Consider the following 15,773-nt stretch of genomic DNA (forward strand, 5'->3'; position numbering starts at 1 on the left):
TTATGCAAATAACTGAATGATCGTTTCTTTATTTCCTGATAAAATCGTTTGATATTTTTCATTGTCCATAAATATTTCCATGATATCTTTTAATCTCTCCAGATGGCTTTCGTGGTTTTTGGCAGCTAAAACCAAAAAAATATGGATTGGTTTCCCTTTCATATCTACAGCATCTTTTACGACTAAAAGACTCATACTTTGCTCGTTTACTCCAAGACCTGGTTTTGCGTGCATCAGCGCAAAATAATCAGCCAACACCATATATGGTCCATTTTCCTCTACACTTCTGATCATGTTTTCTAAATACGTATGCGTTATCATTTTGTTTTTTAATAATGGATTGCTAGCGATTTCGACTGCCTTAATCCAATTTTCAGCCGTTTCTATTACTTGGATTTGATTTTTCGGCAGCAATTTATTGATACTACTCATTCTCTGACCTCCAACATTTTTGAAATAAACCAATTTTTATCCTCTATTCCTTGCATGACCATCTTCATCACAGGTTCGACTTCTTTCACATCTTCTTCTCGGATCATTAGCAGAACAACGATATCTGCCTTTTGATATCCCCATGAAAATGGCTTGTCTGCTATCAATACAGCAACCGAAGTTTGTTTAACGACATTGGGATTGCCATGAGGAATAGCAAAACCATTCTCCAAGTATGTTGATTGGATTTCCTCACGCTCAAAAATAGAGTGGAGAAATCGCTGTTTCGAATCTTCATTCTCAAACTGTTGCTGATCAACCAAAAAACGGATAGCAGCTTCTTTTGAACCAAAGTGATCAAAATAGACATTAGAGGAAATAAGATTTTTCACTTTTTCAGATATCGAGCCTTCGATGTTTATTTGTTCGTTATCTATGACCAGATCGATATAATGATTCATGATACGTTTCATATCTCTAGTAGTAACCATTGGCGAGATTCTTACTACTGGTCTAATTTGTTTAGGTATATCGACAGTGGAGAAATCTACGTCAAACAAATCTAGTCTGTTCAATTTATCGACAGATACTGTTTCGATACTATCGATATCAGGTAAGATTCTTCTGATTTTTGCAGAAACAAATGAACTGGTCCCCATGCCATTAGGACATACGAATAAGAGTCTATTTAATCGTTTGACACGCTCGATTGCTGCTTGGAAATGGATAGCTACAAAACCAACTTCATCTTCGGACAAGCTTACTTGATAAGGCCAACGAAAATCATTTAACGCAAACCAGACAACGCCATACAAAGAAGGATAATTTTGTTTTATCTCATCTATCAAAGGATTTACGATGGTCGTTTGAGCCTCAATACGTAAAAGTAGCTGATACAGATGTACAAGCAGATCTTCTTCTAAACGACTATCTTGGGTAAGATCTATCTGAATGCCTCTACTCACTTTTTGGATCAATTGCCGGATTTTTTCTCGAAATACTAAAGGGATCGTTTCATTTTTCATGAAAAAGCGTAAACCACTTCCCACAATAACATAAGTCAAATACTGTACTTCTTCTTGCGAAAATTGGTAAATACGCTGTTCCTCTAACTGATGTAGCAATTCACAAACGAGGGGATATTTGTTGAATTCTAAAAAATACTTTCCATATTGATTTTTACCTTTTAAACTGATTTTCTTCCCTTCTCTTGAACGTTGGATCATCAATAAGATCGAAACAATGATACTTGAAAAGTAGCTTTCTGGTATCTCAATTTGCTTGTCTGCAATGCTCTCGCGAAAAGATCGTTCGACTATTGCTAGAAGCTTTCGATCCACTATTTCTCTTACGATCTCCAATTCATCAAAATGATTCAGGATCATACGCTTCAGTACCTTCTGAACCTGTATTTCATTTCCTTCAAAATATGTCCCGAAACGATCAAAACTGAGATTCAACCCTTCTTTCGCAAATACATATTTGATGTAAGAAATATCATTTGCGATACTGCTTCTGGAAACATAATATTCTTCAGAAAGTTGCTGGTAGCTTACATGCTCGAAATTGGACAGTCTGTTCAGGATCGCTACTCTTCGTAGTTTACTTTCTTGATATTGTATTACACTCATTTCCATCACCTTCTATATTCACTATAATTTTTTCTTATAAGGAGAACTAGACCAAATAAAAGATTAAAATAACCTGAGAAATCATACACTACTCTTTCTCAGTTAATATACGCCAAAACAGAAGCTATACAAGAAAACTGTGGAACTATATATTTCAGAAAAACAAAAAAACAGCCACCGGATGAAGTATCCGCTGACTGTTCAATTTGACGGCTCAAGTTTTACTGTTTGAGATGCAAGATACTCAACCAGGCAATAGGCACATAATTAAAGAAAAAACTGATTCTTTGGCAAAATCCTATTTTATTCAGTAATGGCCAAGAATTTATAGAAGGAATTCTTGCCAGACCATAAATCGCCGCAAAAAGCAAACTGATCACAGACAGTCCAAGGTATATGTGGCTTACGTCCATTTGCCCATTTTTTCGATAGATCAATAAAAGAAGAACTGGAAACAATAAAAAACCACTGTAACCTAAACCTGATCCGATATTATGGACCCATGTCGAGACATTCCACGAAGATTCATGGGTATCGATACTGAACAAACCTGTAAAGATACAATCACCTATACCATAGAACGCGATGGCTGCTGTAACTAGGGTAGCTAACACACGAGATGTACTTACAAATGCAGCATACAATGCAGGCAATGACAGGATGAAAAAGATCCCTGAAACCACAGACCAAATAAGAAACGCTTTTCTTACAGGACTGGAAACCTCTCCAAATACACTGATCACGCTCTTCATTTGATCTAATTCAGGATAATACAATCCTAATACGTACGGAGTCAAAAAATCACTCAGCACGCCTAATAATAAAAAGAAAAAACCAAATTTACGTAAAAAATCCATGATACGCCTCCAATAACAATTACCTATGCTTTTAATTGTTATTATAAACGACTTTATCTTGATTTAACAGAAACCTCTATTTACACGAACATCTATATAACTCATTAAAAACTCGAATCATTTTAAAAATACTAAATATCTAACGTTCAACGTTCACTTAATCCATCTAAACAATCTTTCAATTTGATTTTTTCCCCACTTCTTTTACGCGCGCCTAGCTCTCCTATTGCAGTAAACAACAGATCACTTGACGAATTTAAGGCAGTTTCCATTGAATCCTGGATAACACCGATAATAAATCCAATACCAACGATTTGCATCGCGACATCATTAGAGATACCAAACAAACTACATGCTAATGGAATCAATAACAGTGAACCGCCCGCAACACCTGAAGCTCCACAAGCAGCTAAAGCAGACAAAATACATAAAAGGACTTTCAAAACAAAAGGTGCTTCAATCCCTAAAGAATGTACAGCAGTCAACGTCATCAAGGAAATGGTAATCGCGGCACCGCCCATATTGATCGTAGCACCTAACGGGATCGATATGGAATAAGACTCTTTTGTCAATTTCAATCTTTCAGCCAACATCATGTTTATCGGGATATTTGCGGCAGAACTTCGGGTAAAGAAAGCGGGAAGTGCGCTTTCTTTCAAACAAAAGAAAATCAATGGATAGGGATTTTCTTTAATAAACAAAAACGTGAGGAATGGGTACACAACTAATGCGACAAACAGCATCGTACCGATCAAAACAAGTAAAAGCTGCAGATACTCTGCCAATCCAGCGATTCCAGTCGTAGCAATTGATTGATAAACCAATCCTAAAATCCCTATCGGAGCAAATGCAATAATCACTTGTACGACTTGTGACAACGCTATAGATATCTGATCCACCAACTCTTTTGTCGATTCTGAACGTGCTCGAAAAGCTAGTCCCAACAATACAGCCCAGAATAAGACGCCAAGGTAATTCGCATCAATAAGAGATTGAACAGGATTTTGTGTGACATTCGTCAACATAGTAGATAAAACACTTTCCAAACTTTGCGGTGCTTTTTCAGATACTGTTTCTTGTAAAGTAATAGGAACAGTAAAAATTGAACTTACAATAACTGCTACAAGTGCAGAAAGCAATGTTCCCACTAAATATAAGATCAAAATAGGCTTCACAAATGTCTTATTCCCAATTTTATGCTTGGCAATTGACGCCATCGTCAAGAAAAAAACCAGAATAGGTGCGATTGCCTTCAAGCAACTGACAAACAACGTTCCCAATATTGAAATAAATGTCCATGTGGGGAAAAAGATACCAAACAATATTCCGACTAAAATACCAACAACAATACGTTGAACTAACGACATATCCAAAAACTTCTCTAACAAATGACCACCCTTTCACAATTTTAACAATCATTGTATCATTTTATGCAAAGAAACTAAAGGTATAATTTTCTAAAAATTCTAATAATACAAACAACCATTACTTGCTAATTTTGCACTTTTTCTGTCTACACGTTGTTTTTTGAGATATTCTAAGTTAGGATGTTATTAATGGGCAACTTCTCAGGAAACGTTTTCTTATGTTTTTGTCCAATTTTTTTGTGAGGTGTTTATTCTTGAAAAAAATAAAGAAGGAGAGTTATGGCTTCCTGACAATCTTTGTCGCTTGTATAATGATGATTTTACAGCGTATATTGATTTCAGCAATCACTATTCCTACATATGCAACAAACCCTGGTCGATTCTACATCTATACATTTTTACAAACTTCCGTTGTTATTGGTACAAATTTGATCCCACTTTACATGGGTTACCAATATCAAAAAATCGCCCGTTTAAAAGTTTTACATTATTTAAGTCGTTTTGCCTTTATATTCCTAATAGCCACACTAGCTTGCAATATCTTTTTTTACGTACAAACTGGCAGCTTGAATATTCGTGATTATTGGCTTATCCTAACACCTATCAGTCAGAATTACTTTACTTATGCTGTTTCTTGTACTTTGCTTTTTTGTAGTATTCCTTATACAGTTGGATTTTTAAATAAATTATCGAAAACAACAATTAAATATCTACTATTATTTTTAACAATTGGATTAGTTGGCTGCTCTACTCTATTTAATAAAGACCCGTTTGCATTACAGAATGGACAGAGTATTTTATGGATTTTTTATTTATTTTTAATGGGTTATGGTTTGAAAGAATGGAACTGGAAAGAAAAGGTCCGCTATAAGCTTCCTCAAGTATTTATCAGCTTGATTGTTTTATTCGGTTTGATTATTTTGATGACACAAATTTCACTCATCATCAGAGGAAATACAGATACAGCGCTGAGGTTTTCTAAACCATATTCTCTCTTCGCAATGTATTATACTTTCTCTTCGTTTTTATTTTTAGAAATGCTATCTGATAAATTAGGTATAAAAGGAAGAGGAAATTTTCTTGCTGTATTTTTGATTGTCACTCAAGTTATATGTAATTTCCCTTTAGTTTCTTATCGCGTATCTACATTTATGAAACGTGAATTTCCAAACTCAGGGAAGGCATGGCTGATAAATATCGGGCAGTTTTTTATTTACTATTTATTAGCAGTGTCCCTCCTAGTTATCTTTTTATTTTATATACAAAAAATCCGTTTCATTCATCGTTTCATCGAATACTTCGCTTTTGATTCGATTGAACAATTAACACAACGTTGGAAAAAAAGAATTCATTGGCTTTTTGTTCATAAAAGTTATTTTTTAGTTGCAGCATTTTTTTACTGCTTTACCTTCGTGCAGATTTTCGTTTTAGAACCAAAAGAAGGTTGGAAAGAAACTATCCAGGTTGCCTTAAAAATATTTACTCAGCGACAAGCACCCATGATCCTGACAATCATCATTATTATGGGATTTTTCTTCTTACTATTGTTGATTTCCAATCGTTTTTGGTACGCCTTGACTGCTACCTTGATCATTAACTTACTGCTCACTATTTCGACAGTAATCAAAATGGAAATGCGGGAAGAGCCTGTCTTTCCTTCAGATTTAAAAATGCTGACCGGATTGTCAGAACTATTATCGATGGTTAGCCCAGTCTTATTAATCGTGGGCGGATTGATCCTTCTCCTATTATTGATTACTAGTATTATTGTACAACGTAGACTACAAAAACAGTATTCCTTGAAGATTCATTGGAAACGTCGATTTATCAGTATCGCTGTGTTATTAGGATGTTTTTCGGGTGTCTTTTTCATTAATCACAAAAATTCGCCTTCTTTCTTGCTGTTTAATTTATTTAAAGTAAACAAGACTTTCTTTAACCAGCAAGGCGCCGTAAAAGATAACGGACCAGTCATTCAATTCCTAAACAATATCGACATTAAAATCATGGAAGAACCTGCTGGCTATTCGAAAGAAAAAATTAATGGAATAATGAAAAAGTACAACACAAAGGCAGATGAAATCAACCAAACAAGAAGTGACTGGTTAAACAATCAGACGATCGTTCTCAATTTAAGTGAAAGCTTCAGTGATCCTGCACGTGTCCCTAATCTGACAGTACCTACAGACCCTATTCCTTACATCAAAAGCATTATAACAGAAGGAACAGGAGGATTGATGTTATCCGTCGGTTATGGTGGCGGAACAGCTAACATGGAATGGGAAGGACTGACAGGCTTGAGTATCAGTAACCTGTCTGCTTCGTTAGTTACACCTTATACCCAGCTAGTGGAGCGTCAGAAAATAAGTCCAAATATTACCGATCTATTCGATGAAAAAATAGCCATCCATCCTTTTACAGCTGCTCTTTATCGCAGAAAACAAGTGTTTGATAAATTTGGTTTTGACAGGTTCTATTATTTAGACAGTCCGGATAAATTAACTTATACGGATAAAATAGAACAAAGCCCACGCATATCGGATGATTCAGCATACAAAGAAACCTTGAAAGCTTTACAAAGCAATACAGAAACGTCGCAATTCATCCAATTATCCACTATGCAAAACCATATGCCTTATGATGATTACTATAGTGAATTGAACTACACTGCTGAAGGAACTGCTGTCATTCCTAATAGAAGAAAAGAATTACAAACTTATATGCAAGGCCTTCACTATACCGATACAGCAGTAAAAAAATTCATCCAAGAAATCGACAAAATCGATAAACCGATTACCTTTGTTTTTTATGGTGACCATTTACCCGCAATCTATAGTGGGAATGATTCGAAAAAATATGGATTAGAACAGCACCAGACAGATTATTTCATTTATAGCAACAAGTATAGTCGTGAACAAGCAGCTACGTTAAATAAAGAAGTTGTTGCTCCTAATAACTTTGGTGCTATGGCTCTTGAGCATGCGAATATCAAAGTAACTCCTTACTATGCGTTGTTGACAGAAGTATCTAATCATCTACCTGCATTAACAATTGATCCTACAGAAAGCTTGTCTAATCGTTTTAATGGAAAACAGGTCTTTGTTACAGAGGATAGTCAAATTATCCAAGAAAAAAATTTGACTGAGAAACAAAGAGAAATTCTAGAAGATTATCGTCTGATACAATATGATCTTGTTGCAGGTAACCAGTACAGTGCAACATGGGCGACACAAAAAATAAAAGACTAACAAATAAACTGAGCAAGGGGTTGTGATAAAAGACATGTCACAACCCCTTGTTTATCTCACTAATTTGCTTGTCCATAAACGATTTGATTAAAGCCATTTTTCAATTCATTATTCGCTGTCTCGTTAAAATAAAGATAATTATCGGGATTCCCCTGATTTTGTTGTGTCACCAATACTTTTGGCTGATTTTGCTGAAACCCGAATAGATAGACGTGCTTTTTCAGATATGGTTCTGTCTCTGCATCGGAATAGACGGCTGTGATTTGATAGTCTGCTTGACCTGTCCCACTTTCTGACCATTCTGCAGAAACAGGCACTCCACCAATAGCCATCTTCCACTCCCCGTTCAAAATAACTTGAGGGACTTTAAGACCATATAAGTCCACACTCATTTGATTCGTATAGCTTTTGTATTGTTGTCCCATTGTTTGGCCCCATGTAGCCATAAATGCCTCTAATTGTGCGGATTTGTCTGCATTCCACAGTGTTTGTTCGACTTGTTCGCTGCTTTCTGAAGATGAAGCCTCTACAGAAGAACTTGAAGTAGATGTTTGAGTTGTTTCAGTCGTTTTGGAAGACTCTGACGAAGTAGAGGTATCTGCTGTTTCTGTACTTGCTGCAGTTGGCTTGCTCTCTGTGCTAGTTGTTGTAGTAGTTGCAATTGTTGCTTTCGCTGTTTCTTTTGTTGATTCTTTTTTCGATTCATTCCCGTTGGTACAACCAGCTAACAAAAAAGCTAGACCAATTGTTACTAAAATCCTTTTTTTCAATTAAAAAACTCCTTTCGATTACTCCCACTTCTTTATTCTATCAAATAAGCAATGTGATTTTATTGTTTTTTCGTATTTTCTCATCAATCTTTCAAATCTTCTAAAAACTGAGAAGCACCCGCTGATGTCTTACAGACAACATCAGCGGGTGCTTCTTTTATTTTAATCTTCGTGATTTTCCAATTTACCTCACGCTTTATATTTGTATTTGAAGAAACATAGACTTTTAGTCATCATCGTCTTCCTCATCCAAATCTTGTCGGACAGTTTTTCCTTGGAGTCTTTGTACTTGGTAGATGATTTCTTTATTGAAACTTAAAAGTTCAACAAGCAATTGTTGCAAGCCATATTTTTCTTCTTTTTCAGCTAATTTGATTGCCCGTGTGATAAAGACATTTTGGAAATCAAAATCTTTTGCAAAGTTTTCCAACATTGTTGAGGCTGGTAAATATTTGTTTTGACCATGTTCGTAAATTTTTCCATAACGCATGACTTCTTCTAAAGTAGACGGAACGATTTCATTTTCAATCACTAACTCATGAGAGATTTTATTGAACCATCTCGCTTCTTGATCAGCATATTCTGAAAAAAGGGTACTTAATTCTTGCGAAGATGTACCCAAAACATACAATTGTGCTTGGATCAATTTCATTTCTTCTAATTTAAAATTTGCTAATACATGCCCCACCATGGCGCCAGCAGTTGGTTTATGATGGTCGATATCTGCTTGTTTTGTTTCTTGAGCAAATTTTTCTTCCACTATATTCATTGATTTACGCCTCTTTTACTTTTGTTGATTGGACTTCATAACCTAATTTTTCCACAACTGCAGCTAATTGTTCAGGGTGGACTTCATCTGGATCAAAGTTTGCTTTGATTTTGCTCGCATTAAACAAAACTTTCGTATTGCTTACCCCAGGCTGTTGAGAAACCGCATGTTCGATTTTTTGCATACAGCTTGGACAAGCTAGTGTATCTAATTGCATAATCATTTTTTTCATCGTAGTTCTTCCTTCCTTTTTCTTGATAGTCTTATTCTAGATTACAGCTTCCATAAAAAAATTGATTCTTATCAAGTTTTACGATTTTTCTTCTTTGCTTTCGTGTCCAAAATACAATAAACGCATCGCGTTAAAGATAACGATCAAGATACTAGCTTCGTGAACGAACATCCCACTAGCCATGTAAATAAACCCGGCAAATAAGCCGATGAGTAAAAATAAGACGACACCAATGGCAATCACTACATTTTCACGGGTATTTAAAACAGTTTTCTTAGCCAAGCGGTAGGCATGAACCAACGATCCAAAACTAGATTGCATCAAGACAACGTCACTCGTTTCGATAGCAACATCCGTTCCTGATCCCATAGCAATCCCGATATCAGCCGCAGCCAAAGAGGGAGAATCATTGATTCCATCTCCAATGAAAGCAACGCGCAATCCTTGTTCTTGGTATTTTTTCACAAATTGAACCTTTTCGTCTGGTAATAATTCAGCATGGACTTCATCAATGCCTAACATATCAGCTACATAATCAGCAGTCATCTGATTATCACCTGTCAGCATCACTAAATGTTTTGCTCCTGCTTGTTTCAACATAGCTAATTGTTCAGCGACTTCTGGTCGAATCACATCTGACACACCAATGATTTGAGTGATTTTTTTGTCGATTGCTACAATAATGACTGAGCTGCCTCTTTGTTGTAATTGATGTAAATCTTGTACTTGCTTTGGTGTGAGAGAAAGTTTGTGAGCGGCAATCAATTTGGTGTTGCCCGCACAAACTGTATGACCATCAATCTCAGCTGTGATTCCTTGTCCCTTGATCGTCTGATTATCTTTGACTGCTAATTGTTGAAAATCAATGTCTTTCTCCTGAGCATAATGGATCACGGCGCGCCCCAGAGGATGATCGGATAACGTTTCTAATCGAGCCACTAAAGCTAAGCTGTCCCCTTCATCCTCTGTATAGTTCTTGATAGTGGATACAGCAGTAGTTCCTTTGGTCAATGTACCGGTTTTATCAAAGACAAAAGTATCGATTTTGGAAAAAGTATCCATTGCTTCACCGCCTTTGACTAAGATGCCCCGTTTCGCTCCATTACCGATTCCTGCTACATTCGAAACAGGCGCACCAATGACTAAAGCGCCAGGACAACCAAGAACCAAAACAGTGATGGCTAAACGAAAATCACGACTGATCAGACCAACAAGCAACGCAATAAGTAAAACAGTTGGAGTATAATACTGAGAAAATTGATCAATGAATTTTTCCGCATGTGATTTGGTATCTTGTGCTTCTTCGACTAATTCGATAATTTTGGCAAAGGTCGTATCATCTCCGACCTTAGTTGCTTCGATCGTCACGTAGCCATCTGCTAAAATCGTTCCAGAAAATACGTTATCTCCACTGATTTTGACGACTTGTCGTGATTCACCCGTCACTGCGGCTTCATCCGCATACCCTTTCCCGTCAATGACTCGTCCGTCCACAGGAATAGCTCCACCAGTTTTTACTAAGACGATATCGCCTTCTTCCACGTCATCGATTTCCACTTCTTCGGTCGTTCCATCTTCTTGGACAACGCTGGCAGTCGATGGGGCCATCTCGGTCAAAGCCTTGATTGATTCCCGCGTTTTGGTCAATGTTTTTTGTTCCAGATAACTACCAAACAAAAACAAGAATGTAACGATAGCTGACTCCTTGTATTCTCCGATCATAAAGGCACCAAGCACAGCAATAGTAACGAGTAAATCAATTGAGATAACTTTGACTTTTACTGCCTGATACGCATGGATTATAATAGGTATGACCGCAATAATAGAAGCTATAGCTAGAGCAATGTTATAGAACAAGACAAATCCAGTAAATTTCCCGATAAAACCAAAAATAATCAACACAGCTGATAAGGCGGTGATATGATTTCGATGCTCTTGGATCCACTTTTGTAATTTCATCTTTCTCCCTCTTTTCCTTTTCATTCTTACGAGACTAAGTATAGAGACTTATCCATCATAAAAAATTGACCACTATCAAGTTTAGTCAAAAAGGCGGTTTTTTTTGGTATACTGAATTCCTACAGTCATTAAACGATCATATAGAAAAAGGAAGCGCCGAAACGCTTCCTTAGGTAGTTCTATTTTTCTATTCAAAGATAAGATGCTTTGCCATCTTACGACCGAAGAACAACAATCAAAAAAGAGCAGCAGCCACTCATTCACAAGAAATATCGTTTTTGATATGGGAATTGAAGCAGTGGACAAATACCTCTACTTATTAGCTGGGAATAAGATCCAAAAAAGCTTAATGGATTTTATCCAAGAATTGGAATATACTTTCCACAAAAAATTCACTTATTCCATTCTTTTAAAACTTTTGATTCATACAGCGTGTCTAATTGAGCGTACATTGATAAACGGTCATGAACTTAAAATTATATCAGAAGATGACACAAGGCCCTCTCATGAACCAATTTTTCATGTAAAAAAGGCCTTCAAAAATATTGAAACAGAATTTGGGATCACTGTTTCTTATGATGAATGTTTCTTTATCTATGATATTATTGCATCTAAATAATCCTTCGGTTTATGTAAACGAGTATTTTTTAAACTTATTGTTTAAGAGTGATAATATTTCACCTTAACAATTAAAGGGAGACAATTAAAGTTTGTCTCCCTTTTTGCTGGCTAAATTGTTTTCTATAAACAAATCGAATAACTGTTTCATTGAACTATCTACCTCATAACAAAGATTCATCTATAGAAAAAAACACTTAATAGATCAGCGCGCTAAAAGCTTCATATGGGAGTAAATTGTTAGTAATTTTCTTTTTGTAATTTTGGATCAAGACTTGTTTGACACGATACTTACCGATTGGAAAAGTAGTCTTTTGATCAGAAAAATTAACTACAACTAGTATTTTTTGGTTTTTTAAACTGCGTAGATATGCTAAAACATTCGGTTCCTCTGTCTCAATGACTTGATATTTTCCATAGACAATCACAGGTAATTCTTTGCGCAATTCGATCAGTTTTTGATACGTATAAAACAAGGAATTTTGAGCAGCTAATGCTGCTTCTACATTGATCTCTTCTGTATTCCCCACTGGCAACCAAGGAGTGCCTTCCGTAAAGCCACCATTTTTGTGATTGTTCCATTGCATCGGATGGCGAGCATTATCTCGCCCCTTCGAGTTGATTGATTGGATCAACTCTTCCTTCGAATAGCCTTTTTTTATACGTTCTGCATACATTCTTTGGCTTTCAATATCATCTACCTCATCAATACTCTTTACTGGATAATTGATCATGCCGATCTCTTCTCCTTGATAGATATAAGGAGTACCTTGCATAAAATGGAGGTATATCGCTAGCATTTTTCCACTGATTGTTCGATATTCTTGATCGTCCCCCCAGCGAGAAATGATTCGTGGGAGATCATGATTATTCCAAAATAAAGAATTCCAACCACAACCACCTAATTCAATCTGCCATTTAGAAAAAGTCCGATGTAATTCCTGTGGATCTAAATCCTTTAGATCCCATTTTCGCTTGCCATTCTGTTTGTCTAGATTAATATGCTCGAATTGAAAGACCATTGATAATTCTTTGCGTTCTTCTTTTGAATACAGCTGCGCAATCTTGGGCGTTGCCCCCCAAGTCTCTCCCACTGTCACTACATCATAATGACCAAATGTTTTTTGGTACATTTCTTGCAATAAATCATGTAAAAGAGGACCATTTTTAGTAATAGATTGTTCCGGCTGTTTTCCAATCAGATCAATGACATCTAATCGAAATCCGCCAATCCCTTTCTCAAGCCAAAAATTCATCATGTCATAGATTGCTTGTCTCATCTTTGGATTTTGCCAATTCAAATCCGGCTGCTTTTTCGAATGCAAGTGCAGATAATATTGATTCACTTCGGGCACATAGGTCCATGCTGAACCGCCAAAGTTCGACTCTAATCCATTCGGTTCTTTACGCCAAACATAATAGTCGTGATAGGGACTGGTAACACTTTTTTTTGCCGATTGAAACCATGGATGTCTGTCTGACGTATGATTGATAACAAGATCCATGATGACTCTTATTCCCCTTTGTCGTGCTTCTTTTATCAGTAAATCCATATCTGCCATCGTTCCATATTCTGCGCCTATTTTTCTGTAGTCACTGATATCATAGCCATTATCATCATTAGGTGATTCATAAACCGGGCTTAACCATATCGCATTGATTCCCAGTTTTTCTAGATAATCTAACCTTGAAAGAATACCAGGAATATCTCCAATGCCATCTCCATTTGTATCTTGAAAACTTCGAGGATAGATTTGATAGATTACTGCACTTTTCCACCATTTATTTTTCATCTGTTTCACTCACTATCAGAATATCTTCACCACTTTTGACCGTGTTTTTTTCAAGAATTTTTACATTAGCATATGCAGAGGAATTAGTGACAATTTCCATAATTGTATCGTCGTATCCTTCTTCTTTAAGCAATTTACGATCAAATGTACCGAGAATATCCCCTTTTTTCACTAATTCACCATATTGTCGCTGTGTCGTGAATCCGGCCCCTTTTAGATTCACTGTATCGATACCGATATGGATCAGTACTTCCGCTCCTTTCTCTGTTTTCAAGCCATATGCATGTTTAGATTCGTGGACAACTGTCAATATACCATCTGCTGGAGCATGGACTACCCCGTCATCTGGTTTGACTGCTATACCTCTTCCCATCATTTCAGTGGAAAAAACTGGATCTTTTACCTTCGTTAAAGGGAGAATCTTCCCGCTGACTGATGAAGCTAAAACTTCATCTTGCGGTTTCCTAGTCGTTTTAGGAGCTGAACTGATTGACTCAGCTGCTTCTGTTCCTTTTGATTCACCATCTGCTAGCAGTTCCATATGTTTTTTTCCATAGAAGTAAGTGCTTAAAAAACCGATCACTATACTGATAACAATTCCGATCATGAATGAAGGAATCGAACGAGGTGCAATGGAAATAAAGCCAATGACGCTTGCCGGTCCCATCGCAACTGCTAATACGTGGAACAAGCCGATAAAGAATGAAGCAATTCCTGCAGCAATCATTCCACAAATAAACGGAAATTTCAGTTTCAAATTCACACCGAATATCGCTGGCTCAGTAATCCCCAACATAGCGGAAACACCTGCAGTGGTAGCTAGACTCTTTTGCTTTTTATTTTTTGTCAGCAGCATAATCGCCAAAGCAGCCGCTCCTTGCGCTACATTTGCCATTGAGGCAACTGGAAAGATAAAAGAGCCACCCGTTCTGGCAACATCTGCTAGTAAAGTAGTCTCGATTGCTGGAAAGCTTTGATGTAATCCGGTAATGACTATCGGCGAATAGAAGAGACCAAAGACACCTAAGCCGAAAGCTCCAGTAGTACTGTATAACCAGCTTAATCCATCAGCTAAGCCGTCTCCGACAGTACGCATCACCGGCCCTACTACTGTAAAAGTTAAAAAACCAGTAATAATAATAGCTAGCATTGGAGTAAATGTGTAGTCGAAAGCATTAGCCAACCGTTTATGGAAGAATTTTTCTAAAGTAGCTAAAATCCAAGAAACTGCAAGGACTGGAAGAACAGATCCTTGATAACCGGCTTGTGCCACATTCATTCCAAAAATATTCCAATAAGGCATCGATCCTTCTGCAATAGCATTCGTCACACTGTATCCATTCACTAAATCCGGCATGACCATCGCCATCCCCATTGCTGCTCCAAGATACGGATTGCCTCCAAAACGTCGAGTTGCTGAAAAACCTACCAAAATCGGTAAAAAAGCAAACGGCGCTGAAGCAAGTAAATTAATGATGCCAGCAAAATCTTTCACTGATGGATACAACTCAACCACTGACTGAGGACCAAACAAATCCTGTGCCGTCAAAACATTATTCAGAGCCATCAACAGTCCACCCGCAACCAATGCAGGGACAATCGGAACGAAGATATCTGACAACACCTTGATAAAGGCCATGACAGGATTATTCTTCTTATTCGATGCTACCGCTTTCAAATCGTCGGTTGAAGCTTCCTTTACGCCGGTGATCTTAACGAATTCATCATATACGTTATTCACATCACCTGCTCCGATAATGATCTGAAATTGATCATTTGCTTCAAAAGTTCCTTTCACACTTTCATTATCATCCAGAGCCTTCTGGTCTACTTTGTCTGAATCTTTTAAGACAAGCCGTAAACGTGTTGCACAATGCGCAGCTGCTTGTACATTGTCTTCTCCAAGCGCTTTGCTGATTTCTTCAGCTACTTTTTTGTAATCCATTTCATTTCCTCCTAATCCAAAATTATTGAAGCAGTAACTATAAATTTTTCTTAAGCACAATATGCCATGATTTAAAACAATTATCAATCGATTATCAAACTTTAAATAAAATAATTTTTTATATATAAAAAAACAGCTTTTATAAGCCATTT

Annotated in this window: 12 protein-coding genes; 2 read left to right on the forward strand and 10 right to left on the reverse strand. The window is 36.8% G+C overall.

Annotated elements, in window-relative coordinates:
* From OS138_RS08430 to sstT, 4 genes are all read right to left on the reverse strand, one after another.
* Entirely contained in the window at positions 1-432 is a 432-nt protein-coding gene (locus tag OS138_RS08430; RefSeq protein ID WP_002317135.1) for a PTS sugar transporter subunit IIA, read from the reverse strand.
* Positions 429-2,063 carry a BglG family transcription antiterminator gene (locus tag OS138_RS08435; protein ID WP_002333988.1) on the reverse strand — a complete coding sequence of 545 codons (1,635 nt, stop codon included), beginning with the start codon at positions 2,061-2,063 and terminating at the stop codon, positions 429-431. The genes OS138_RS08430 and OS138_RS08435 overlap by 4 nt, the downstream gene beginning before the upstream one ends.
* Before the next feature lie 221 nt (positions 2,064-2,284).
* Positions 2,285-2,920, reverse strand: coding sequence for a DUF998 domain-containing protein (locus OS138_RS08440; RefSeq protein ID WP_002317133.1), 636 nt, complete (start codon positions 2,918-2,920; stop codon positions 2,285-2,287).
* 146 nt (positions 2,921-3,066) lie between these two features.
* Positions 3,067-4,287 (reverse strand): serine/threonine transporter SstT, encoded by a 1,221-nt coding sequence (gene sstT, locus OS138_RS08445; RefSeq protein ID WP_002304113.1) that lies wholly within the window; start codon positions 4,285-4,287, stop codon positions 3,067-3,069.
* A 254-nt stretch (positions 4,288-4,541) separates the two neighbouring features.
* Between sstT and OS138_RS08450 the strand changes: the two genes are divergently transcribed.
* Positions 4,542-7,535: an LTA synthase family protein gene (locus OS138_RS08450; RefSeq protein WP_002333989.1), complete on the forward strand. Its 2,994-nt coding sequence runs from the start codon at positions 4,542-4,544 to the stop codon at positions 7,533-7,535.
* A 59-nt stretch (positions 7,536-7,594) separates the two neighbouring features.
* Here OS138_RS08450 and OS138_RS08455 read toward each other — a convergent pair whose 3' ends face one another.
* The 4 genes from OS138_RS08455 to OS138_RS08470 form a co-directional block, all read right to left on the reverse strand.
* The gene (locus OS138_RS08455; protein ID WP_086324413.1) at positions 7,595-8,305 is read right to left on the reverse strand and encodes a DUF4767 domain-containing protein; all 711 of its coding nucleotides are present in this window, start codon (positions 8,303-8,305) and stop codon (positions 7,595-7,597) included.
* 226 nt (positions 8,306-8,531) lie between these two features.
* On the reverse strand, positions 8,532-9,074 hold the full coding sequence (locus OS138_RS08460; RefSeq protein WP_002312676.1) for a ferritin-like domain-containing protein: 543 nt from the start codon (positions 9,072-9,074) through the stop codon (positions 8,532-8,534).
* Positions 9,075-9,078: 4 nt separating this feature from the next.
* Complete coding sequence (locus OS138_RS08465) at positions 9,079-9,306, reverse strand: heavy-metal-associated domain-containing protein (RefSeq protein WP_002300905.1); 228 nt, start codon at positions 9,304-9,306, stop codon at positions 9,079-9,081.
* 78 nt (positions 9,307-9,384) lie between these two features.
* Positions 9,385-11,265: a heavy metal translocating P-type ATPase gene (locus OS138_RS08470; protein WP_325069994.1), complete on the reverse strand. Its 1,881-nt coding sequence runs from the start codon at positions 11,263-11,265 to the stop codon at positions 9,385-9,387.
* Between the two features lie 283 nt (positions 11,266-11,548).
* Here OS138_RS08470 and OS138_RS08475 point away from each other — a divergent pair, with 283 nt between their 5' ends.
* Positions 11,549-11,884, forward strand: a complete 336-nt coding sequence (locus tag OS138_RS08475; RefSeq protein ID WP_325069996.1) for a PRD domain-containing protein — start codon at positions 11,549-11,551, stop codon at positions 11,882-11,884.
* Positions 11,885-12,080: 196 nt separating this feature from the next.
* Here OS138_RS08475 and OS138_RS08480 read toward each other — a convergent pair whose 3' ends face one another.
* The gene (locus tag OS138_RS08480; protein ID WP_142432009.1) at positions 12,081-13,676 is read right to left on the reverse strand and encodes a glycoside hydrolase family 13 protein; all 1,596 of its coding nucleotides are present in this window, start codon (positions 13,674-13,676) and stop codon (positions 12,081-12,083) included.
* The gene (locus OS138_RS08485) at positions 13,666-15,621 is read right to left on the reverse strand and encodes a sucrose-specific PTS transporter subunit IIBC (protein ID WP_325069997.1); all 1,956 of its coding nucleotides are present in this window, start codon (positions 15,619-15,621) and stop codon (positions 13,666-13,668) included. Before OS138_RS08485 ends, OS138_RS08480 begins: the two co-directional genes overlap by 11 nt.
* Positions 15,622-15,773 lie beyond the last annotated feature (152 nt).

Source organism: Enterococcus sp. E5-37, assembly GCF_035726925.1.
Lineage (GTDB): Bacteria > Bacillota > Bacilli > Lactobacillales > Enterococcaceae > Enterococcus_B > Enterococcus_B faecium.